The 21,900-nt window shown below is 49.4% G+C and carries 20 protein-coding genes; 14 read left to right on the top strand and 6 right to left on the bottom strand.

All coding sequences use genetic code 11. The features are described 5' to 3' along the window. Positions 1–7 precede the first annotated feature (7 nt). On the bottom strand, positions 8–1,546 hold the full coding sequence (locus BLS62_RS18930) for an L-piperidine-6-carboxylate dehydrogenase (protein ID WP_093183942.1): 1,539 nt from the start codon (positions 1,544–1,546) through the stop codon (positions 8–10). Positions 1,547–1,858: 312 nt separating this feature from the next. Here BLS62_RS18930 and BLS62_RS18925 point away from each other — a divergent pair, with 312 nt between their 5' ends. Beyond that, entirely contained in the window at positions 1,859–2,782 is a 924-nt protein-coding gene (locus tag BLS62_RS18925) for a LysR substrate-binding domain-containing protein (protein WP_093183938.1), read from the top strand. Between the two features lie 3 nt (positions 2,783–2,785). On the opposite strand, the gene BLS62_RS18920 is transcribed toward BLS62_RS18925, so the two are convergent. After that, positions 2,786–3,640: a GNAT family N-acetyltransferase gene (locus tag BLS62_RS18920; RefSeq protein ID WP_093183935.1), complete on the bottom strand. Its 855-nt coding sequence runs from the start codon at positions 3,638–3,640 to the stop codon at positions 2,786–2,788. Between the two features lie 239 nt (positions 3,641–3,879). Between BLS62_RS18920 and mtnA the strand changes: the two genes are divergently transcribed. The 10 genes from mtnA to gyrB all read left to right on the top strand — a co-directional run bounded on the left by mtnA (position 3,880) and on the right by gyrB (position 15,787). Next, entirely contained in the window at positions 3,880–4,986 is a 1,107-nt protein-coding gene (gene mtnA / locus BLS62_RS18915) for an S-methyl-5-thioribose-1-phosphate isomerase (protein WP_093183932.1), read from the top strand. A gap of 89 nt (positions 4,987–5,075) precedes the next feature. Further along, positions 5,076–5,849 (top strand): enoyl-CoA hydratase, encoded by a 774-nt coding sequence (locus BLS62_RS18910; RefSeq protein WP_093183930.1) that lies wholly within the window; start codon positions 5,076–5,078, stop codon positions 5,847–5,849. Positions 5,850–6,026: 177 nt separating this feature from the next. Further along, positions 6,027–6,293: a 30S ribosomal protein S20 gene (rpsT, locus tag BLS62_RS18905; RefSeq protein ID WP_093183927.1), complete on the top strand. Its 267-nt coding sequence runs from the start codon at positions 6,027–6,029 to the stop codon at positions 6,291–6,293. 678 nt (positions 6,294–6,971) lie between these two features. Continuing rightward, positions 6,972–7,406, top strand: coding sequence for a rhodanese-like domain-containing protein (locus BLS62_RS18900; RefSeq protein ID WP_093183922.1), 435 nt, complete (start codon positions 6,972–6,974; stop codon positions 7,404–7,406). Positions 7,407–7,585: 179 nt separating this feature from the next. Next, positions 7,586–9,055 (top strand): chromosomal replication initiator protein DnaA, encoded by a 1,470-nt coding sequence (gene dnaA / locus BLS62_RS18895; protein WP_093183919.1) that lies wholly within the window; start codon positions 7,586–7,588, stop codon positions 9,053–9,055. A 256-nt stretch (positions 9,056–9,311) separates the two neighbouring features. Next, complete coding sequence (gene dnaN, locus BLS62_RS18890; protein ID WP_093183916.1) at positions 9,312–10,430, top strand: DNA polymerase III subunit beta; 1,119 nt, start codon at positions 9,312–9,314, stop codon at positions 10,428–10,430. A 68-nt stretch (positions 10,431–10,498) separates the two neighbouring features. After that, positions 10,499–11,629 carry a DNA replication/repair protein RecF gene (recF, locus tag BLS62_RS18885; RefSeq protein ID WP_093183913.1) on the top strand — a complete coding sequence of 377 codons (1,131 nt, stop codon included), beginning with the start codon at positions 10,499–10,501 and terminating at the stop codon, positions 11,627–11,629. 227 nt (positions 11,630–11,856) lie between these two features. Continuing rightward, a complete protein-coding gene (locus tag BLS62_RS18880; protein WP_093183910.1) occupies positions 11,857–12,477 on the top strand; it encodes a LysE family translocator in 621 nt (206 codons plus the stop codon). A 90-nt stretch (positions 12,478–12,567) separates the two neighbouring features. Next, positions 12,568–13,191, top strand: coding sequence for a LysE family translocator (locus tag BLS62_RS18875; protein WP_093183907.1), 624 nt, complete (start codon positions 12,568–12,570; stop codon positions 13,189–13,191). 142 nt (positions 13,192–13,333) lie between these two features. Beyond that, positions 13,334–15,787, top strand: a complete 2,454-nt coding sequence (gyrB, locus tag BLS62_RS18870; protein WP_093183904.1) for a DNA topoisomerase (ATP-hydrolyzing) subunit B — start codon at positions 13,334–13,336, stop codon at positions 15,785–15,787. Between the two features lie 70 nt (positions 15,788–15,857). Here gyrB and BLS62_RS18865 read toward each other — a convergent pair whose 3' ends face one another. From BLS62_RS18865 to BLS62_RS18850, 4 genes are all read right to left on the bottom strand, one after another. Then, on the bottom strand, positions 15,858–16,586 hold the full coding sequence (locus BLS62_RS18865) for a GntR family transcriptional regulator (RefSeq protein ID WP_093183901.1): 729 nt from the start codon (positions 16,584–16,586) through the stop codon (positions 15,858–15,860). 366 nt (positions 16,587–16,952) lie between these two features. After that, positions 16,953–17,390, bottom strand: coding sequence for a PaaI family thioesterase (locus BLS62_RS18860; RefSeq protein WP_093183898.1), 438 nt, complete (start codon positions 17,388–17,390; stop codon positions 16,953–16,955). Between the two features lie 30 nt (positions 17,391–17,420). Continuing rightward, a complete protein-coding gene (locus tag BLS62_RS18855; RefSeq protein ID WP_093183895.1) occupies positions 17,421–17,825 on the bottom strand; it encodes a MarR family winged helix-turn-helix transcriptional regulator in 405 nt (134 codons plus the stop codon). Positions 17,826–17,943: 118 nt separating this feature from the next. Then, on the bottom strand, positions 17,944–18,267 hold the full coding sequence (locus tag BLS62_RS18850) for an antibiotic biosynthesis monooxygenase family protein (RefSeq protein WP_093189210.1): 324 nt from the start codon (positions 18,265–18,267) through the stop codon (positions 17,944–17,946). 430 nt (positions 18,268–18,697) lie between these two features. Between BLS62_RS18850 and BLS62_RS18845 the strand changes: the two genes are divergently transcribed. The 3 genes from BLS62_RS18845 to BLS62_RS18835 are packed head-to-tail and all read left to right on the top strand — an operon-like array spanning position 18,698 to position 21,549. Next, positions 18,698–19,597 (top strand): heme/hemin ABC transporter substrate-binding protein, encoded by a 900-nt coding sequence (locus BLS62_RS18845; protein ID WP_093183892.1) that lies wholly within the window; start codon positions 18,698–18,700, stop codon positions 19,595–19,597. A gap of 37 nt (positions 19,598–19,634) precedes the next feature. After that, positions 19,635–20,729, top strand: coding sequence for a FecCD family ABC transporter permease (locus BLS62_RS18840; protein WP_208991198.1), 1,095 nt, complete (start codon positions 19,635–19,637; stop codon positions 20,727–20,729). A 7-nt stretch (positions 20,730–20,736) separates the two neighbouring features. Beyond that, a complete protein-coding gene (locus BLS62_RS18835; RefSeq protein WP_093183889.1) occupies positions 20,737–21,549 on the top strand; it encodes a heme ABC transporter ATP-binding protein in 813 nt (270 codons plus the stop codon). Positions 21,550–21,900 lie beyond the last annotated feature (351 nt).

The following is a 21,900-nucleotide window of genomic DNA, read 5'->3' as shown; positions in this document are numbered from 1 at the left end:
GAATTCCTTATTCAACGTCAAACTTTACGCCCTGCGCCAATGGAAGAGCGCCGGAGTAGTTGATGGTGTTCGTGGCGCGGCGCATGTACGCTTTCCAAGCGTCAGAGCCAGCCTCACGGCCACCGCCAGTTTCCTTTTCACCACCAAATGCGCCGCCAATTTCAGCGCCTGATGGACCAATGTTGACGTTTGCAATACCGCAATCAGAACCAATAACAGAGGTGAACATCTCTGCTTCGGAAAGATCTGTGGTGAAGATAGAGGAAGAAAGGCCAGCGCCAACGCCGTTCTGAATTGCGATTGCATCATCGAAATCAGTATAACGAACAACGTAAAGGATCGGCGCAAAGGTTTCTTCCAGAACAGGACCAATCTGGCTCGGCATCTCTACGAGTGCAGGCTGAACGTAGTAAGCATCCGGATATTCTTCGCTAAGAACACGGTGCCCGCCATGCACAGTGCCGCCAACAGCTTTTGCAGCTTCAAGGGCTTTTTGCATGTTGTCGAAAGCGTCTTTGTCGATCAGCGGACCAATCAATGTGCTGTCTTCGGTTGGAACACCAATCTTAACAGAGGCATATGCTTTGATAAGGCGTGGGATCAAAGCATCGTAAATACTGTCATGCGTGATCAGGCGGCGCAGTGTTGTGCAACGCTGACCGGCTGTGCCCATGGCTGAGAAGGCAACGCCACGCAGTGTGAGGTCAAGATCAGCAGTTGGAGAAACGATTGCTGCGTTGTTCCCGCCAAGCTCAAGAATGGACTTGCCGAAACGCTGAGCAACACGCGGACCAACCTGACGACCCATGCGGGTAGAGCCCGTTGCGGAGATTACAGGAACGCGGGTGTCGTCTACCAGTGTTTCGCCAACTTCACGGCCACCTTGAAGGACTTGGAGTAGGTTAGCAGGAGCATCATCGCCAAACTTGGCAACGGCACGCTCAAACAGAGCTGCTGAAGCCATTGCAGTCAAAGGAGATTTTTCGGAGGGCTTCCAAACAACGGTATTACCGCAAACAAAAGAAAGTGCTGCGTTCCAGGACCATACGGCAACGGGGAAGTTAAAGGCCGAAATGACACCAACTACGCCGGTAGAATGCCAGGTTTCCATCATGCGGTGACCAGGACGCTCAGTTGCGATTGTCAGGCCGTAGAGCTGACGGGAAAGGCCTACTGCGAAATCACAGATGTCGATCATTTCCTGAACTTCACCGAGACCTTCAGAGGTAATTTTACCCGCTTCAAAGCTCACCAGCTTACCAAGGTCTTCCTTGTGCTCACGCAGCTCTTCACCAAGCAGGCGTACCAGCTCACCACGGCGAGGCGCAGGAACCGTGCGCCATTTTTTAAAGGCTGCCTGTGCGCGGCCAATTGCGGCTGTGGTTTCTTCAGCACCCTGCTCTGTGATCATTGCGAGCTGCTCACCGGTGATCGGTGAAGTCGCGGCAAGAGTACCGCCCTGCAGAGCCGAGCGTTTAACACCCATGCGCTCCATGAGTTCAATTGTATCTTGCGCGAACTGCGTTGTGTCCAGACCTACGGTCATTAGAACCCCTAAAACCTATGAGAAACGGCAGATGAGTAATTTGAGGTGAGTTTCTCTTGTCCGGCCCACTGGTAAAAGCTACGTCTTTTCCATTATTCATTCGCATATGGAATGATCAATAGTTTGGCCTAGACCTTGCGCCCTACGAAAATACGCTTAAAATCAGTTAGATAATTGTAGGGACAGCCCAATTTGATGTTCCGTTTTTTGAGGGAGATGATGCCATATGGAACGAAATTTGTTCGTGATGGTTGTGCCTAACCAAACGTTTTTAGCAAATTCGGGCTATCTATGGTGTCTCGGGAGCCCAGTATGAAGCGTGGTTTTATCCCCCCAATTGATTGTTTGATCGCTTTTGAAAGCGCAGCGCGACACGGAAGCTTCACCAGAGCGGCAGAGGAACTGTTCCTGACACAAGGCGCGGTCAGCAAGCAGGTGCGCTTGTTGGAAGGTCGTTTGGGTGTTGAATTGTTCAAGCGTATTCGTCAGCGTATTGTCTTGACTGACGCAGGTCGCATCTATCTGCATGACATTCGCGATACACTAGAGAAGATGACGAGCGCTACCCGTCAGGTTATGTCTTTTGCGGGCAGTGAGGATGTGCTGAACGTGGCTGTTCTGCCAACATTCGGAACACGTTGGCTCTCTCGCAGACTGCCTCACTTTCATGAACGGTATCCTGAAGCCAGCTTTAACCTCTCAGTCCGGCTCCGACCCTTTGACTTCTCCGTAGAGCCATTTGATGGTGCTATTCACTATGGCGAGCCTGTATGGGCAGGCGCAATTGCAGAACCCTTGTTTCAGGAAGAAGTTATTCCGGTTTGTTCCCGCGCCTTTCGAGATCGACATGAGCTGCGTAAACCGGGAGATCTGGTGCGTGTAATGCGCTTACACCAGTCTACACGTCCGGACGCGTGGCAAAAGTGGTTCTCGCTTGCCCAAGTGGAAACGGACAGCGCTTTTCAAGGTCCACGCTTTGACCAGTTCACGATGATTTCTCAAGCAGCAGCGTCTGGCCTTGGTGTTGCGCTGGTGCCTAAGTTCTTCATTGAGGAAGAGTTGGCATCCGGATCGCTGGTCCGCCTGTTTGGTATCAGCCTCAAACTGTCTTCAGCTTACCACTTTGTTTATCCAGAAAATCGCACACTACGCCCTGTCGTGAAGTCATTTAAGGCTTGGTTGCAGGAAGAAGCTGCGGAACAGCAGGTAGACAGAGAAACATTGCTTCCGCAATAAGCCCTACCCTAGCTCATAGCTGGCAAAGCTGTAAATGTTGTCGAGCGGCAGGTTCGGGTCCTGCCCCTTGTACATGCGGGCTGTTGCAAAGACCGGCGACAGCTCATAACGCTCTGCCAACTGAGCCGCAGCTTCATTGGGTAACGGCAAGTCGATGCTGACCATTTGCCCCTTGGCACTGCCAGCGAGCGCGCGAAACAAGAGATCCGCTCCTTCAGGTGTCTCAGCCACCAAAGGTCCTATTCTAAATCCCTCGCGGGCTGCTCGAATAACCCCATAACCCAAAACCCTGCCATTCTCGACCAGGTAAATACCGTGCCGCTGCGGATTCATCGGCTCCAGCCAGCGTTCCAGAAAACGAGCTCGTTCCTCAGGAAAATAGTTGCGATCATAATCAATTATGCTTGGCAGAATGCCTTTGCCGATGATTGAAATGCGCGGATCCATTGGCATAGTGACATCAGATAAGCCACTGTAACGCATGTTTTTATGCACCAGCTTAAAGCCTGACTTCGCGTAGAATTCTTGCTGTTCAACCACGCCATCCAGCCCGATAGTACGCCCTTCCAGCCTCTGTATTGCAGCGTTCCACATGAGCCGACCTAAACCTTGCCCACGAAAATCTGGATGACAGATGTAAAACCCTAAAAACCCAAAGGACTGCCCATAAAGCACAGCTGAAATAATTGAGACCAGCTGGTTATCAATGTAGCATCCCAAATAGCCTTCCGGATCTGCCGCGCAGTAAGAGGCTGCGTCGTCATCCCCTGGATTCCAGCCCAGTTTAGTTGCCCAGTCCAGCATGACCAGAATTCCATCTTCATCCATCACACGTATTTCTGCGTTTTGTGGAGCCATCGGAAGCCTCTTTCATCAACCCGGCAAAGTTGAAGGGTAATTAGACGTAGGGAAGAAGCCTAACCCAACATGATTAAAGAGGACGTGAAGGAGGCTCATCTAAATCGATAGTGCAAGACCGTGCACCTCATTCAACTTTATGAGGATAAGGAACCGCAGTTCGGAAAATGCAGATGGAGTTCCTGAATTATCCGATAATCTGCCAGAAAATATCGCTTACATGGGCAGGAGACGTCACGATGAAGGTTCTTGGTAAAGCTTACCGTTCCATTTGGCCGTTGGAGATTGGGAAATCAGTTGGGATCATCGATCAGACGCGTTTGCCCCATCAGTTCGTAGAGGTTGAACTCAACAATCTACAAGACGCTGCCACGTCCATTCAAGATATGTGGGTTCGTGGTGCTCCGCTGATCGGTGCAACTGCAGCCTACGGAGTGGCTCTTGAAATGGCCCGAGACCCAAGCGATGCAGCACTGGATAACGCGTGGGAGGTCCTCCATGCGACCCGACCAACAGCTATCAATTTGCGCTGGGCCCTTAATGATATGCGTAAACTGCTTTCCCCATTGGCCTCGGAATTGCGCGCAAAGGCAGCTTGGAACCGTGCCACTGAGATTAATGATGCTGACGTCGCTTGCAATAAAGCGCTTGGGCAGCACGGTTTGAAGCTGATCGAAGAGATTGCTGCTCAAAAGCCAGATGGAGAGCCAGTCAACATTCTAACCCACTGCAACGCGGGTTGGTTAGCGACCGTTGATTGGGGAACCGCAACCTCGCCAATTTATCAGGCACACAACAAGGGCATCAAAGTTCATGTCTGGGTGGAGGAAACCCGTCCACGTAATCAGGGTGCCGGTCTAACGGCTTGGGAACTTGGTCAGCACGGTGTGCCGCATACGCTGCTGGTTGATAATGCTGGTGGCCACCTAATGCAGCACGATATGGTGGACATGTGCATTGTTGGAACCGACAGAACGACGGCCCATGGTGATGTTTGCAACAAAATCGGCACCTACCTGAAAGCACTCGCTGCGTATGACAACGGTGTTCCGTTTTATGTAGCCCTGCCTTCCTCCACCATTGATTGGACAGTGGCAGATGGGGTGAAGGAAATTCCGATTGAGGAGCGCGATGGTGAGGAAGTCGCCTGGATTTCAGGAGAGACTGCCTCGGGTAATGTTGAGAAAGTCCGCATCTGCCCAGCTGAAACGCCGCTTTCCAATTTCGCGTTTGATGTCACTCCATCCAAATATGTGACAGCACTGATCACGGAAAGAGGTGTTTGCAGCGCGAGCAAAGAAGGACTTGCAGGCCTTTTTCCTGAAGAGGCAAAGGAAGCAGTCTAACGGAACTACGACAAACGGCTACCTTGCCGCTGAGCCGTCACTCCCCAATGTTAGAGCAGAATCTCGAGTTAAATTTATGGGAGGGACACATGTCCTACGAGAATATTCTGGTTGAGACACGCGGCAAGGTTGGCCTGATCACGCTTAACCGACCCAAAGTACTAAATGCCTTGAACAGCGATCTAATTGCTGAGCTTGATGAAGCGTTGAACGTATTTGATCGTGATCCGGAAATCGGTGCGATGATTATTGCAGGTTCTGAAAAGGCATTTGCAGCAGGTGCAGACATTAAGGTGATGGCGGAATACGATTATCCGCAGACCTACCTGATGGACTTCATCACCAGTTGGGACCAGATCGCACAAAAGCGTAAACCCATCATAGCGGCTGTTTCTGGCTTCGCGTTGGGCGGCGGTTGTGAACTGGCAATGATGTGTGATTTCATTTTGGCAGCAGAATCGGCGCAGTTCGGACAACCAGAGATCAAACTAGGCGTTATGCCAGGTGCAGGCGGTACACAGAGATTAACAAGGCTTGTTGGTAAGTCAAAAGCCATGGAAATGTGCTTGACAGGCCGAATGATGGATGCCGCTGAAGCAGAGCGCGCAGGGCTGGTATCACGTGTCGTTCCAACAGCTGACCTATTGGCAGAAGCACTCAAAGTTGCTGAAAAGATTGCAAGTTTCTCGACTCCGATTGTTATGATGACAAAGGAAAGTGTAAACAGATCCTATGAGGTAACTCTTGCTGAGGGGATTCGTTTTGAGCGTCGCTTGTTCCACTCTATGTTTGCCACCAGCGATCAAAAAGAGGGTATGAAGGCATTCATCGAAAAGAGAAAACCTGAATTTGAAGACGGATAGTTCGTTTTTAATCAGGTCTATTCCTTTTTTTATTGACGAGCCGATTACTCCCAACTATAAGCGCTCACAACCGGTGGCGGGTCTGTTTCGTCGCCGAATTCGTTTGACCGGGGCGGCTTTGGGCGGCCTCGTTTGCGATTTGAAAACAGTTTTTACTGACAGATCAGGACAGAGCCCATGGCCAACACCCCTTCGGCCAAGAAGGCAGCACGTAAAATTGCTCGCCAAACGGTCACTAATAAGGCTCGTCGTAGCCGCGTTCGCACTTACGTACGTAAAGTGGAAGAAGCAATTGTCTCGGGCGACCAGACAGCTGCTATTGAAGCATTTAGAGTTGCAGAGCCTGAAATCATGCGTGCATCCTCTAAAGGCGTATTCCACGGCAACACTGCATCACGCAGAGTTTCCCGTTTGAACGCACGCATCAAGGCACTCGGCGCCTAATCCAAATTTTTTTGGACTAAAAAAGCCCGGTCTTATGGCCGGGCTTTTTTATTAGCTGCATATCTTTACCCTACGATAGAACTGGGGCATTTTCTTGGCGAGTAGCCTGTGGAATAGTTCCGAAGCCTGACAAGGAAATATCAAAAAAAACAACAGGTTAGATCTAGGTTAATTTTGTCGCAGCACATTTAAGAGGATTCTTGGCGAGTCAAGCGATTGGCGAATAATTTTTTTTCGTTTGCTACTCCGACCCGCCATTAACCAAGCCCATATCAAGAAAGTTGTTGAGTTCACTGCTTTTTGCTGATCTTTACCGTTGACGACAAACTGGTTTGACCTTGAGTGAGAGAAGGGCATTTGCGTTTTGTTAACTTTCCGCTATTGCGGGACCAAAATCGGCTGTGTATGGTCAAGAAGAAGTCGGGTTACTACCCGATCCCAGCATACAAGTTAGAAGAATCGAACCAGAGTCGGGCATAGTTGATCAGAAAGCATATAGTCTAGATGTTGTAGTTCATAGTAATTACAATCTGGATTTTAAGATTTGTTACGTTGATTTTCTACTGTTGTCGATTTTCCTTTTTGATTTTTCTATAAATTCGATTTTGAGTCCTTTTTAGTGACACACTCAGTTGGGTGAGTTTACGGAATGCGTCTAGGTTTATAATGGAAGTTTCAATGCACGAAGCATATGCAGGCGATCGAAGCGTTACAGACGTATTCGAGAGCTTGAAAGCTGAAAGCTCTGCAGCACTTGTTGATGTAAGAACGAATGCTGAATGGACTTTTGTTGGCATACCTGACCTCTCCGCTCTGAGCAAAGAAGTGATGCTTGCCGAATGGCACGGATTTCCATCAAATGGGCCTCATGAAGGCTTTACGATGCAACTTTCTGATGCTCTGAAGCAAAAAGGACTTGACCAAAGCGCTGCAATCTACTTTTTGTGCCGCTCCGGAGTGCGGAGTAAGGCAGCAGCCATAGCGATGACAACCTTGGGCTATAAAAACTGCTACAACGTAGCAGAAGGCTTTGAAGGTAGTCATGATGCTGAAGGTCATCGAGGCTCAGTTTCTGGGTGGAAGGCTGAAGGCCTTCCTTGGAGCCAAGGTTAGCTCCCAAGAAATATTAGAATTTAGCAACGGTGTGTGGGCGTCGCACCGGTGTAATGTTTTTGTCGAATCGACAACCAAACATATAAGTGCCCAGTACAACTAAAACTCATTAAATGAGTTCAACAGAATTGATAGTTGAGTATCTGTGGCGGAATACTCAACGTTGCAAGGAGGCGAGCATGCACGTTCAGGAAGCTCCGGGACCGGAGCAATGGGATCGCGTTAAGAAGCGTCTACGTGCGGAACTGGGTGAAGACGTTTTCACGAGCTGGTTTGCACGCGTAGATATGGAAGGGCACAACAACGGAACCGTCCGTTTGTCCGTGCCTACCCGGTTTCTAAAGCAGTGGATCCAATCTCATTACTCAGACCGACTTATGGGTCTTTGGAAGAATGAGTGCGATGAAATTCTAAAAATCGAACTCACAGTTCGTGGCGCAATTCGTCCACGTCCTGCAGCAGCTAAACCAGCTGCGCGCCCTGCAATGGGTGGCAAAACAACTGACATGCGTCCAATTCAGGTAAATGACCCTATTGGTATGCGCGCAGCTTCACCTTCACCTTTCATGATGGGTGGTCGTTCAGGTCGGGTAGATCCTACGTCTAGGGATGTGCTGGAAGGTGCTTCTCTCGATCCGAAATACGTTTTTGAAAGCTTTGTTGAAGGTGAATCCAACGTTCTAGCGCTTGCTGCTGCAAAACAGATTGCTGGCGGCGGTACTGTAACTTTTAACCCACTCTATCTTCATGCATCTGTCGGTCTTGGTAAGACCCACTTGATGCAGGCAATTGCAAATCAGGCTCGTATGTCTGGCCGGCGCGTCTTATACCTGACTGCAGAACATTTCATGTACCGCTTTGTTGCTGCTCTTCAAGCGCAATCTGCAATGTCCTTCAAGGAAACTCTACGTTCTATCGATCTTTTGCTGATCGATGACATGCAATTTCTTCACGGTAAGCAAGTGCAGCAGGAGTTCTGTCACACTCTTAATGCATTGATTGATGGTGCCCGTCAGGTTGTTGTTGCAGCTGATCGCGCTCCGGCTGAATTGGAAAGCCTGGATGACCGCGTTCGCTCCCGCCTAGCAGGTGGTTTGGTGGTAAATATCTCCGAGCCGGACTTTCAGCTGCGTCGTGCGATCATTGATGATCGTATGCGTACTCAACAGCGCGCCTATCCGAATTTTACCGTGCCAGAGGCCGTTTTGGATTATGTTGGGCGCAACGTAACGTCTTCAGGTCGTGATCTTGAAGGTGCTTTGAACCGTCTTGTTGCGCATAACCAGCTGACCAATTCTCCAGTTACGATGGAAATGGCTGAAATCACACTGCGTGACCTCATTCGTGCTGCTGAACCGCGCCGCGTGAAGATCGAAGATATTCAGCGCATTGTTTCCAAGCACTACAACGTTTCCAAGGCGGATTTGCTTTCCGCGCGTCGAACTAGGACCATTGTACGCCCTCGTCAAATCGCTATGTATTTAGCTAAGATGATGACACCGCGTTCTCTGCCAGAGATCGGCCGTCGTTTCGGGAACCGTGACCACACAACAGTGCTTCACGCCGTTCGTAAAATTGAACAACTTTCCAAGGCAGATAATGGCCTTGCACAAGAGTTGGAGCTGTTGAAGCGCATGCTGGACTCCTAATTGGTGTTCATTCTGGAAAGAGTGTAGGCATCTAGTAGGAATTTAGTGATTATTGGGGTGCTGCTTGCAGCGCCCCTCTTGCATTTTGAACCTTAAACGTGCAATTTGAACGACCCCGCAGGTGGTCAAGCCTAGCGTAAAGGGGCTGTGCATTCCCTCTGTAAGGTTTGCACGCGTAAATGGGCAAATTGTATTAGTTATTCGCGGGTTTCGCAGAGTTGAAGCGATATTCCGCCCAGAAGAATGGACGTTTCGCATGAAAGTGACCCTTGAGCGGACCGAGCTTTTGAAGTCTCTGACTCACGTACACCGTGTGGTCGAACGGCGTAACACCATTCCGATCCTCTCCAACGTGATGTTGCAGGCTGAGGGTGGCGATCTGAATCTAAAAGCAACAGACCTTGATTTGGAAGTTGTAGAGAGCATTGCAGCCGTTGTGGAAGTGCCGGGCGCAACCACAATACCAGCGCACATGATCTATGAGATTGTTCGCAAGCTGCCAGATGGATCACAAGTGGTTTTGGAAACTTCTGGTGATGACAGCACAATGGAAATTCGCGCCGGACGCTCTCGTTTCGCGCTGCAGATTCTTCCAGTGACTGATTTTCCAGATCTGACAGCTGGCGAATTCTCCCACAGCTTCACAATGACAGCTGGTGGCATTCGCAAATTGATCGATAGCACTCAGTTTGCAATCTCTACCGAAGAGACACGCTACTACCTCAACGGCATTTACATGCACACTTTAGAGGTGGATGGTGGCCTGCGGTTCCGTGCTGTTGCAACAGACGGACACCGTCTTGCACAAGCTGAACTTACGGCACCTGAAGGCTCCGAAGGTATGCCAGGTATCATCGTACCGCGCAAAACCGTTGGTGAGATCCAGAAGCTTCTTGACGATCCAGAAGCTGAGATCAAAGTTGAGATTTCCGAAACTAAAATCCGCTTTACCATCGGCGCAATCATTCTGACATCCAAACTGATTGATGGCACCTTCCCGGATTACGATCGCGTTATTCCGAAGGGCAATGACAAAGAGCTGCGCGTTGATCGTGACGCTTTCAAAGCAGCTGTTGATCGCGTTTCTACTATCGCGTCTGATCGAGGCCGTGCGGTAAAGCTCTCTCTGAGCGAAGGTAAAATCGTTCTGACTGTCACGAACCCGGATTCCGGAACTGCAACGGAAGAAGTTGCTGTTGAATATGATAACGAAGAATTCGAGATCGGCTTTAACTCCAAATACCTGCTCGATATCGCAGCACAGTTGGAAGCGGATACGGCTCTCTTCACACTGGCAGATTCCGGCTCACCTACCCTTATCCGTGATGATGGTAGCGATGACGCCATTTATGTTTTGATGCCAATGCGCGTTTAAGTGCTGTGCCCTCAATCCAAAAGATTGAGGGCATTTTTCTTCCCCGAATGTAATTGAAGAGAGCCTGAATGTCGGATCCAGTGCCTGTGGCGCTTTCTCGCCTCGCGCTAACGGATTTTCGGAACTACAGCGCAACGAGTGTGCAGCTGGATAGTCGAATGATCGCCTTCGTCGGCGATAACGGCACGGGCAAAACGAATATTCTCGAAGCCATTTCGTTCCTATCCGCTGGCCGTGGACTTCGCCGCGCAACATTGAGCGATATTGCGCGTGCAGATGGCGCCGGTGGTTGGGCTGTGAGTGCTATATTCGACGGCGAATATGGTGAGACACGCATGGGTACTGGCCTGATTGCTGGAGAACCGGGCCGCCGCGTCCGCATCGATGGAGAAGAAGCACGCTCTTCGGAAGCTTTACTGGAATACCTTCGGGTTCTTTGGTTGGTCCCGTCCATGGATGGGTTATTTACCGGCTCCGCTTCCGATCGCCGCAAATTCCTTGATCGTCTGGTTCTCTCTCTTAATCCATCTCATGGTCGCAGCGTTGCAAGTTTCGAGAAAGCTCTGCGCCAGCGCAATCGCCTGTTATCCGAAAACGGAACGCCTGAATATCTGGATGCGATAGAAGCGCAAGTTGCTGAATTGGGCACTGCTGTTGCATTGGCTCGAAGCGAAACGGTGAGCCTCCTCTCCAAAACGCTTGATACGCAAAAGCAGCTTGGCCTCCCCTTCCCATCTGCGGAAATTCACCTGCAGGGTGCTTTTGAAACGGCAACCATTGGGATGAGTGCTGCCGATAGAGAAGACAGCTACCGCGATTTACTCGTGGAAGGTCGCTATAGAGATCGAGGGGCCGGGCGTACGTTGGATGGTCCGCATCGATCAGACCTTTACGTTGTTCATAGTGAGAAGACGATGCCCGCCTCCCAAGCGTCAACGGGGGAGCAAAAAGCGCTTCTGATTGGCTTAGTGCTGGCTCATGCAGATTTAACAGCCGCAATTTCCGGAATGACACCAATTTTGTTGTTGGATGAAGTCGCCGCGCATTTGGATCCGGGCCGACGGGAAGCCCTGTTTGCGCGTCTTGAAGTTCTTGGCGGGCAGGTTTTTATGACTGGAACAGATCAGAATCTCTTCAAAGACTTGCCGAGTGCCTCGCAGATCATCAATGTCGCAAACGGTGCCATTACGTTGAGCTAGGTGAAGCTCACTAAACAACAGCATTTCCGAGTTCGAAAGGGCCCTCAATGAGGAGCTGCGGACGATTGCTTGAGTTAGATCGAAGGCAAACCGAATTTACCTCTCTTGTCAGTGAAAAATCTATGTGATTAGACTGACGTATCTCCTGATTTTAGCAACAGACTTGGACGGGACGTCGACTCCCTCACTTTCGCTGCTGCATGCATTGCCAGACAAGAAGAGAACCGATGGAATTAGCTGTACTTTTATTTTTTGCGGGAACATTGTTCGCTGCTGCAATTACCCCTGGTCCCGGTATCGCTGCGTTACTGGCACGGATTCTTGGTCAGGGAACGCACGGTGCTGCCTTTTTCGTTGTTGGGATGATCTGTTCGGATCTCTTCTGGTTTACCTTGGCAATTATGGGGCTCTCAGCTATCGCTTCCAACTATGAGCTTGTTTTTACGGCTCTTAAATGGGCGGGCGCGGCCTATTTGCTTTATGTTGCATGGGGAATGTGGAATTCGGGTGGCATCATTCCGACGCAAGCAAATGCAGCTCCGTTAAATGCGTCCTCCAGAATGACGTCCCTTCTGGCGGGTTTGACTATGAACCTCTCCAACCCAAAGGTTGTGATCTTCTATATGGCTTTGATGCCGAACATCGTGCCTATGGATCAGATAAACCTGCTGGCCTATTGGGAGCTCGTTGGAACGATGGCTTTTGTACTGTTCTCAGTGTTTGGAATCTATTCAGTTCTAGCCGTTACAGCAAAGAAGCTGATTTCGTCAAAACGGGCATTCCAGCGTTTGAACCGAGGGTCAAGCATGGTGATGGTGGGCGTTGCAGCAACCATGGTGACGCGGTAAACAGTCTCAGTTGGCGAAGAACGCTTGAAATAGTCTGTGGCTCACGATACTGAGTGCAAAACCTGCAATAAAACAAATGCTTGCACTCCTATGGACTTTACTAGCCTCGCACTTTTTGGCGGAACACTCTTCACGCTTGCTATCATCCCGGGGCCTGCTGTCTTTGCAATAATTACTCGCAGCATGAGCTTTGGGAAAAAGGGTTCCCTGCTCTTTTGCCTTGGTTTGTTGTGTGGTGATTTGCTTTGGTTTTCCATGGCAGCATTGGGTTTGGCTGCGATCGCGACAAATTTCGAAGGCGCTTTCATCGCCTTACGGTGGTTTGGCGCGGCTTATCTTGCATATATTGCGTACGGTATATGGAAATCCAGCAGTAATGCGGATGTAGGCCAGTTAGAGAACGACCAATTGCCGAGTGCGTCAGCTTTTGCGTCTTTGTTGTCTGGAATGCTATTCAATCTCTCCAATCCAAAGGCGATCATCTTCTATTTGGCTTTGATGCCAAATCTCGTACGAATGGATGATCTGACGGCGCTTGGGTTCTTAGAGCTCGCTTTAGTGTTGTCGACTGTGCTACTCTCGATCAACGGAACTTATTCATTCTTGGCGGTTAAACTGCGTGGGGTGTTGAGCTCGCAAAAGGCATTGCACAGTCTAAATCGGTTGGCGTGCATAGGGTTGATTGGCATTGCCACACTAATGATCGCACGTTAAGGCAATTATACCCCCTTAAAAACGATGTTTATGCAATATTTCCCTTGGTTTAAGAGCAGCCAAACTCCCTGATTGCTTGAACCATTTGCCCAACCAATTATAACATTAACTTCAATGAAAACCGTAGTGTGAAGTGATTCGAATGAGCGAAACGTCGACCCCAGAAAATGGCGGACCTGAGCAAGAAAATGGCGCAGGTGAATACGGTGCAGATTCCATCAAAGTGCTGCGAGGCCTCGATGCTGTCCGTAAGCGTCCCGGCATGTACATCGGTGATACCGATGATGGGTCAGGTTTGCACCATATGGTCTATGAGGTCGTCGATAACGCCATCGATGAAGCACTGGCAGGTCATGCTGATCATGTGACCGTTACGCTCAATGCAGAAGGTTCTGTCACTGTAACCGATAATGGTCGCGGAATTCCGGTTGATATTCACTCCGAAGAAGGCATTTCTGCTGCCGAAGTGATCATGACGCAGCTTCACGCTGGCGGCAAGTTCGACAGTAATTCCTATAAGGTTTCAGGCGGCCTGCATGGTGTGGGTGTTTCCGTGGTGAATGCGCTTTCCACGGTTTTGGACCTGCGTGTTTTCAGAAACAACAAAGAGCATTTCATTCGCTTCAATCATGGTGATGCGGTTGCTCCTCTTGCCGTTGTTGGTGATGCGCCAGGACGAACCGGCACCGAGGTAACATTTACCCCGTCTCAAGAAACTTTCACCAATGTTGATTTTGACTACGACACTCTGGAGCATCGGCTCCGTGAGTTGGCGTTCCTCAACTCTGGTGCACGGATTATTTTAACAGACAATCGTGGTGTCGAGACCCGACGTGAAGAGCTTTACTACGAAGGTGGCTTGGAAGCCTTCGTGAAGTATCTGGATCGCGCTAAGCATCCATTGATCGAACAGCCTGTTCTGATGATGGCCGAGAAAGACGGCGTCACTGTAGAAGTGGCGATGTGGTGGAACTCCAGCTACCACGAAAATGTTCTTTGTTTCACGAACAATATTCCGCAACGCGATGGTGGTACGCACCTTGCGGGCTTCCGTGCAGCCCTTACGCGTCAGCTGACCGGTTATGCGGATAGCTCAGGAGTTTTGAAGCGTGAAAAAGTTAATCCAACAGGCGAAGATTGTCGTGAAGGCCTCTCCTGTGTGCTGTCCGTAAAAGTTCCAGATCCAAAGTTCTCGTCACAAACAAAAGACAAGCTGGTTTCCTCTGAAGTCCGCGCTGTTGTTGAGAATCTCGTTGGCGCTGCACTTTCTAGCTGGTTGGAGGAAAACCCACAGCCTGCTAAATCGATCATTGCAAAAGTGGTAGAAGCTGCAAGCGCTCGTGAAGCTGCCCGTAAAGCGCGTGAGTTAACACGCCGCAAAGGGGCGCTGGATATAGCATCCCTACCCGGAAAATTGGCCGATTGTCAGGAGCGCGATGCTTCTAAAGCTGAAATCTTCATAGTGGAAGGTGACTCAGCGGGTGGCTCTGCCAAACAGGGCCGCGACAGATCAAACCAGGCTGTTTTGCCTCTGAAGGGTAAGATCCTCAACGTTGAACGCGCGCGTTTTGATAAGATGATTTCCTCTCAGGAAATTGGCACGCTTATCACCGCACTCGGCACCGGCATTGGGACTGAAGAATTCAACGTTGATAAGTTGCGTTACCACAAAATCATCATCATGACTGATGCGGATGTTGATGGTGCACATATCAGAACATTGCTGCTCACTTTCCTATTCCGTCAGATGCCTGCCCTTATTGAGCGTGGATATGTCTACATTGCACAGCCTCCGCTTTACAAAGTGAAGCGCGGTCAATCTGAGCAGTATCTGAAAGATGAGGCTGCACTGGAAGAATACCTCGTGAGCGCTGGTCTGGATGACACCTCTTTAACCCTATCCGGCGGAGAAGTCCGCATGGGGGCAGATCTGCGTAGTGTTGTTGAAGAAGCTCGCAATATTTCCAATGTTTTGAATGGCCTCCATACTCGTTATAATCGCGGTGTTGTTGAACAGGCCGCTATTGCTGGCGCACTTAATCCAGACAACATGCATGATCATGAAAAAGCGCAGGAAGCTGCAGCTTACATTGCGCGTCGTCTGGATATTCTTGCGGATGAATTCGAACGTGGTTGGGAAGGTGAAGCAACTGTCGACGGTGATCTGATCTTCTCGCGTACCGTTCGCGGCGTGAAGGAAGTTACCACGATTGATGCAGCACTGCTCGCGTCTGCGGATGCTCGTCGTTTGAATTCCTACTTCAAGCACCTTGGTGAAATCTACCATAAGGCCGCTTCGCTGACCCGCAAGGATAAAACAATCCAAATCCGCGGGCCTCAGGCGCTTCTTAATGCTGTGTATGCACAAGGCCGTAAAGGCATTTCCATGCAGCGTTATAAAGGGTTGGGCGAAATGAACCCTGAGCAGCTTTGGGAAACGACACTGGATCCGAACGTTCGCTCGCTGCTGCAAGTCAGAATTAAAGAGGCTGATGAAGCTGATGATATCTTTACCAAGCTGATGGGTGATGAAGTGGAGCCGCGCCGTGAGTTCATTCAGAACAACGCTCTATCAGTAGCCAACTTGGACGTATAAAGAAAAAGCCCTCCGCATAGGGAGGGCTACACACGATTTTGAAAGCCAGATTGCATAGGTAGTCTGGCTTTTATTTGCTCTCTGGAACTGCAAACGCCAAAAAAGTTTGCTCGGACATCCATGTATCAATCAAGAATTCGACGTGTTGTCTAGCTGCATGTGCGGCCTCATCCGGGGAGCCTTTGCAGTGTGCTTCAATAATGACAACGTGTTGCTGATACACTTCTTCCGGGTTCAACGGAATGCCTCTATGGCTAAGAGTGACACGATACATGTGCATGGCGCAGCGTTTCAAAATTGGCTGCAAGCCCCTTAATTCCGATAGATTGAATATAGTCGTATGGAACATGTGGTCATACGCGCTGCACAGATAAGTTTCATTATCCATCGCTGTTTGACACATTGCGTCTAAAATTTCGAACAGAAGGTCTCTCGTTTCAGGGTGTATTTTTGAAGCGACCAGCCGACCGGCCTGCTCTTCCAATTGTGTCCTGATTTTCGCCATTTCAAGCACTTCTGCGCGTTGAACTCCTGCGACACGAGTCCCTTTGTAATCATGCCGAACAACAAGCCCGGACTGCTGCAGACGTAATAGAGCTTCCCGCACTGTTCCCTGGGCGCAATCACATGCCGACGCGACTTGCTGTTCAGCAATTGCAGCACCGGGACGAAGCATCCCCACAATAATGCGCTCTTTTAAGTAGTGGTAAACGGCATCACTTTTGCGGCTACTGGAAGTCGCAAACGGTGAAATTCCAAAGCGGGAGATAATGGAGCGGTCCTTAGTGGAGTGCAGCATGATTGAAGCGCTTTGTTTTGGCGAGAGACATATTCCAATAGCATGTATCGTCGAGACAGAATTGGAGTTCTCGTCGCAGGAACACTATCAGCACGTATAGCGTGTAATATGTAATGCATGCAATTAATTTTGATAATGCCTCAAGGTGAAGGTGGATAATTGCGTGTACTATACACAATGCTATTTCAATTTGAGGATGATGTCTATATTTGAGCTAAATATTCTAATTTTTGAATTTTCTATTTGTCTTTATAGCAAGGAATAATTTCTCAAAAATAAGAGAGTGCTGGAATATCTGTCGCCTAAGTTATTTGCTTCAGAGGAACACATATAGGCGAATATGTGCTCCTCTGAAGCGCTGATTGATCAAGATTCCGGCTTAATCATTACCGTTCCCGAAGCGTAGGCGTAGATTTTCCCGTCTTCATCAACAAGCTCACCTGCGGAAATTCCGGTTTGGCGTGTCATGCTGATGACGCGGCCTTCAGCATAAAGCGTCTGCCCAACTTTAACTGGCCGGATGAACTTAATGTTGAGCTCAGAAGTACCTCTAAAGTTGAAGGCATCTTTCAGCTTGGACTGGACTGCGAGTGAAAGCACGGAATCCAGCGCTGCAGCAGCATACCCGCCATGGACAGTTCCACCGGGATTAAGATGGTCTTTCGTCGGCTCGCATTTAAACCGCACCAGGCCATCCTCGATTGCCTCTAGGTCTACATTCATGGTCTTCGCCATGGGTGGGCGCTGCCCTGCTTTTTGCATAGCCGTCAGGAATTCTAATCCTGACATAACTTTCGTATCCATGTGCCTGATCCATTCTGGTAAAATTTATAATCAAAGACGAGATAGCAATGCTTTGAGCTGGGTCGTTTCCTGCTCAGTTAGGTTTGCAAGAAAATTTGCATTCGCTTCTTCAGTTAAACTGTCGAGAGTTTCAGCAGCTTTATGGCCTTGGCTGGTAAGGTGAATATGCTGAGTGCGGCGGTCCTTAAAACTTGCTTTGCGCTCTATGTAACCTGCCGGAACAAGACGATCTAAAACGCCCGTCAACGTGGCGCTATCAAGCTCAGCAACCTTGCCCAACTGTGAAGTTGTACATCCGTTGTTCACAGCAAGGGCTTGTAGGAGGATTGATTGAACTGGCGTCAAACCAAGGTCTTCCAGTTGCTTCTTGTAAAAACGCGCGCCGCTTCTGGCACTCCGAGAGAGCAGGTAGAAAATGCAATTGTTTAAGTTCATTGATATCTCATTTACTTTGTGTGCGAATAATTTGCACACAAAGTAAATCGGCGCAATTCATACTTTGGATGGAGGAAATGAAGCCAGGCCTGTAGCTCAGCTTCATCCTAACTTTATATCAGGCGACTTCTCGAGTTTCCGTCATGATGACTTCAAAGCCTTCGAAATGTGGTCCGCCGAGGTAGAAGTTGGTGCGAGTGCTGGAACCTTTATGTGATGATTTAAAGGCGTCAGACTTGGTCCAGGTTTCGAAATCCGCATAGGATTCCCAAACTGTATGAGATGCGTAGAGTGTATGGTCTTCAACGCTCTCACCTTTGAGCATACGAAACTCAATGTACCCAGGAATGCTGTTCAGGTTACGCTCACGGTTTTTCCAAACGGTTTCAAATTCTTCTTCTTTACCGCGGACAACACGGAAGCGGTTCATTGCGATATACACGTTGGAATTCCTTTGCCAATCGTGGCACATCTCCGAAAACTCGATGTTTGTGCCAAGTGTGTTGGTTTCAAGAGCCACTCTCAACATAAAGCGCGGAGGATAATGTGTATCCTTACTCGATATGGTGAGGCTGGCTAACGAGGAGAAAATCGCATGGCTAGCAAAATGGCCTAGGTGGAAGCCGCCTTAAGGAGCTGCTGATAAGCTGGTTGTATAGAAAAACTTGAGTATGATAGTCAAGTAATAAGTAGTGTTTTTACGGTCTATTTGGTAAGCCATAATTATTCGATTGACCCAGTTTATAAATATGAGTATTTAACTCAAGTTAATGAATTGGTCACTACCAGTTCAACTGGGTTTATCTGGGAAGCCAAAAGCCACTCATACCCTTGGGAATTTCAACTCTCCTCGGACAAATGGGTGTAACCATATGGGCTTATTAGCAAAAACTCATGAAGTTTTTTTAAGGAAAATCACCAGCATTGCTGCGATCTCAGTTGGCCTTGTTTGCTTGTTTGGTGCATTTGCAGCACAAGCAGAACCTTCCAATGACAGCCAGCGGTTCATTTCCATTGGCTCTTCCTTGACTGAGATTGTCTATGCACTAGGTGCGCAAGACAAACTTGTGGCTGTGGACACAACGAGCCTCTATCCACCTGAGGCAACAGAGCTTCTAAACGTCGGTTACATGCGTGCGTTAAGCGCAGAAGGCGTTCTCTCCGCGAACCCCGATCATATTTTGATGATGGAAGGGTCCGGTCCAGCGACGACGGTTGACGTTCTAAAAGCTGCATCAATCCAACTGACGGAAGTTGAAGAAATATATTCTCCTGAAGGTATTCTCAATAAGATTGATAGGGTCGGAAATGCTCTTCAAATGCCGGAAAAAGCGGAAGCTCTGAAGGCAAAAGTAAAGTCAGACCTTGAAGCAGCTATGGAATATGCAAGCCAACAGGCGAAACCACTCAAGGTGATGTTCGTCATTTCTGCAAACTCAGGCAAACCTTTGATTGCTGGTCGTGGAACTGGCGCTCATGCGGTGATTGGGCTCGCTGGGGCAACAAATGTCTTCTCAAATCTACGTGGGTACAAGCCGGTTTCCAATGAAGCCATTATAGCAGCTGCACCCGATGTTGTGATGATGATGTCCCGGCCCGGCTCCGGCGGTGCCTCCGAAATCTTGGAAGGTGCCGGCTTCAATCTCACCCCCGCCGGAATTAAGGGCAATCTGATCGTCATGGACGGCGTCTATCTGCTTGGCTTTGGTCCACGAACAGCCGCCGCTATCCGTGAGTTAAGTGATCGGTTCGCAGCTGTTGCAGCCGAATAAACCTCTCAATACCAAGGGTGTGGATGCAATGAGTGAAATGACACTTCCGGATGCCTACAGACAGCAGCGGGATACCGCAAAAACAAACAGAGAGATTTGTCAGCAATATTCCATTCGTGCGTTGAGTGGTTTGCTGCTGATTATATGTGTGATTTCTTTGGCTGTTGGGCCAACAGAAGTGTCATTCCAGCATATTTTCGGAGCAATTCGCTATTGGCTTCTGGATGATGCCAGAGCCCTTTCTCTTCGCGAAAAAGTGGTGCTGATGGACATTCGTATGCCACGCACCTTGTTGGGTGGCCTAGTGGGCGCTGCGTTAGCTGCATCCGGTGCCATGATGCAGGGGTTGTTTCGCAATCCCCTAGCAGATCCCGGTCTCGTTGGCGTTTCATCTGGCTCGGCGTTGGCAGCAGTTTGTGTCATCACACTCTCTGCTTCTCTTCCTGCATGGGTGTTGGATGGATATTCAGTCTATCTGCTGCCATGGGGAGCCTTCGTTGGTGGTGTCGTCACAACCGCCCTACTCTACAAAATTTCAACGCGTCGCGGGCAGACGTCTATCTCAACAATGTTACTGGCAGGGATCGCGTTAGGAGCTCTCTCTGGAGCAGTTACAGGTTTTCTTGTCTTCGGTAGTACTGATGAAGAACTTAGAGATTTAACGTTCTGGAGCATGGGTGGCCTTGGAAGTTCCACTTGGCCTCGGGTTTGGGCCACTCTTCCATTTGCACTAGCTGTTTTTATATCCCTTCCCTTCACCGCAAAGGGTTTGAACGCCCTGTTGTTGGGTGAAGCGGAAGCATTTCACTTGGGCTTCAATACGCAGCAGCTAAAAAGATTGATCATCCTGCTGGTGGCTGGGGCCACGGGGGCATCTGTTGCAGCAGCTGGCGCGATTGGATTTGTTGGAATTATCGTACCGCATCTGTTGCGCATGTTAATTGGGCCGGATCATCGCTTCCTCCTACCATCCTGTGCATTGCTCGGAGCATCTTTACTGGTAGCCGCTGATGTGATCGCGCGTACCATTGTTGCTCCTGCGGAGCTTCCAATTGGGATCATCACAGCAGTAATCGGTGCACCGGTATTCCTTTCCATTCTGCTTAGCCGCAAAACCCAGTTCCAGTTGTGAGGACCAGATGCTCGAAGCAGTGAATGTGACTTTTAGTGTAGGACCGAAGAAGCTTCTGCAAGATGTGTATTTCCAAAGCAACCCAGGTGAGCTGACAGTTATTATTGGCCCCAACGGTGCTGGTAAGTCGACACTGATGAAATGCCTGACAGGAGACTTGAAGCTGTCTGCGGGCTCGGTAACACTAGATGGGACCTCTATTCGGGATATCCCTCCAGTTGATCTTGCAAGTCGTCGTGCAGTTTTGCCGCAAAACTCGCAACTCTCTTTTCCGTTTTCGGTTGAGGAGGTCGTGATGTTGGGGGTGCTGGCAGGCGCGCACGGCCTAGGTGAAAATGAGCTGCGTTCACGCGTCGTTGAGGCCTTAAGGCGCGTTGGTTTAGGGGCGTATCTCCAACGGTTCTATCAGGAACTTTCTGGCGGCGAGAAACAGCGCGTTCATCTGGCACGCGTGCTGTGTCAAGTTTGGTCGCCTCAACAAGGGGGTGTTGCAAACTATTTGTTTTTGGATGAACCAACCGCCAGTTTGGATCTAAAGCACCAGATTGACGTTCTGGAGGCAGGTCGCAGGTATGCCAATGATGGCGGCGGTGTTGTTGCCGTGCTTCATGATATTGATCTGGCTTGTGTCTATGCAGATAAGGTATTTGTCTTAAACCATGGAAAATTGGTAGCCCATGGGGCGCCTAAGGATGTTGTAACCTCAGATTTGTTGAGATCGGTATATCACCTCAGTGACCAGATGCTCGAAACCAAATGGGGCCATCTCGCCAAAGGTCAGAACCTAGGTAAATCGTGGTCCGATCTTAGACCGTTGTGATTTAGCGCTCATCTCGGCTCTTTAGCCGCTGGCTTTTGGGCCTATTCTCTTCATCCCTGAGAAGGTTGAGTGGATGAAGAGGAAAATCATCTTTATTTCGCAACGTGGGTCTGACGATGGTGCGCCGGCCCACTATTTTGCTTTTTGCGGCGACGAACACCAGAGCAATGGACAAAAAACACAAAGCTAGCGCCATACTAGCTGCGATTGTAACCATGGCGTTCCCCTAGAATGCCTTTGTTTCAATAAAGTAATTCTCCTCGAAATTTGACCTCTACAAAATTCGCAATGCATACGGGTGACATTTCAGGGATTGCTTCAGCAAATGCGGTTGGACTGTGTTCGCCAACT

This window comes from Pseudovibrio sp. Tun.PSC04-5.I4, from assembly GCF_900104145.1.
Taxonomy (GTDB): Bacteria; Pseudomonadota; Alphaproteobacteria; order Rhizobiales; family Stappiaceae; genus Pseudovibrio.
Note: the sequence above shows the minus strand (reverse complement) of the source record. Positions and strands in the feature narration are given on the sequence as shown.

Excerpts from the sequence above, each read along its gene's own strand:
- BLS62_RS18930 (WP_093183942.1), bottom strand. The coding sequence starts at position 1,546 with ATGACCGTAGGTCTGGACACAACGCAGTTCGCGCAAGATACAATTGAA.
- BLS62_RS18925 (WP_093183938.1), top strand. The coding sequence starts at position 1,859 with ATGAAGCGTGGTTTTATCCCCCCAATTGATTGTTTGATCGCTTTTGAA.
- BLS62_RS18920 (WP_093183935.1), bottom strand. The coding sequence starts at position 3,640 with ATGGCTCCACAAAACGCAGAAATACGTGTGATGGATGAAGATGGAATT.
- mtnA (WP_093183932.1), top strand. The coding sequence starts at position 3,880 with ATGAAGGTTCTTGGTAAAGCTTACCGTTCCATTTGGCCGTTGGAGATT.
- BLS62_RS18910 (WP_093183930.1), top strand. The coding sequence starts at position 5,076 with ATGTCCTACGAGAATATTCTGGTTGAGACACGCGGCAAGGTTGGCCTG.
- rpsT (WP_093183927.1), top strand. The coding sequence starts at position 6,027 with ATGGCCAACACCCCTTCGGCCAAGAAGGCAGCACGTAAAATTGCTCGC.
- BLS62_RS18900 (WP_093183922.1), top strand. The coding sequence starts at position 6,972 with ATGCACGAAGCATATGCAGGCGATCGAAGCGTTACAGACGTATTCGAG.
- dnaA (WP_093183919.1), top strand. The coding sequence starts at position 7,586 with ATGCACGTTCAGGAAGCTCCGGGACCGGAGCAATGGGATCGCGTTAAG.
- dnaN (WP_093183916.1), top strand. The coding sequence starts at position 9,312 with ATGAAAGTGACCCTTGAGCGGACCGAGCTTTTGAAGTCTCTGACTCAC.
- recF (WP_093183913.1), top strand. The coding sequence starts at position 10,499 with ATGTCGGATCCAGTGCCTGTGGCGCTTTCTCGCCTCGCGCTAACGGAT.
- BLS62_RS18880 (WP_093183910.1), top strand. The coding sequence starts at position 11,857 with ATGGAATTAGCTGTACTTTTATTTTTTGCGGGAACATTGTTCGCTGCT.
- BLS62_RS18875 (WP_093183907.1), top strand. The coding sequence starts at position 12,568 with ATGGACTTTACTAGCCTCGCACTTTTTGGCGGAACACTCTTCACGCTT.
- gyrB (WP_093183904.1), top strand. The coding sequence starts at position 13,334 with ATGAGCGAAACGTCGACCCCAGAAAATGGCGGACCTGAGCAAGAAAAT.
- BLS62_RS18865 (WP_093183901.1), bottom strand. The coding sequence starts at position 16,586 with ATGCTGCACTCCACTAAGGACCGCTCCATTATCTCCCGCTTTGGAATT.
- BLS62_RS18860 (WP_093183898.1), bottom strand. The coding sequence starts at position 17,390 with ATGGATACGAAAGTTATGTCAGGATTAGAATTCCTGACGGCTATGCAA.
- BLS62_RS18855 (WP_093183895.1), bottom strand. The coding sequence starts at position 17,825 with ATGAACTTAAACAATTGCATTTTCTACCTGCTCTCTCGGAGTGCCAGA.
- BLS62_RS18845 (WP_093183892.1), top strand. The coding sequence starts at position 18,698 with ATGGGCTTATTAGCAAAAACTCATGAAGTTTTTTTAAGGAAAATCACC.
- BLS62_RS18840 (WP_208991198.1), top strand. The coding sequence starts at position 19,635 with ATGACACTTCCGGATGCCTACAGACAGCAGCGGGATACCGCAAAAACA.
- BLS62_RS18835 (WP_093183889.1), top strand. The coding sequence starts at position 20,737 with ATGCTCGAAGCAGTGAATGTGACTTTTAGTGTAGGACCGAAGAAGCTT.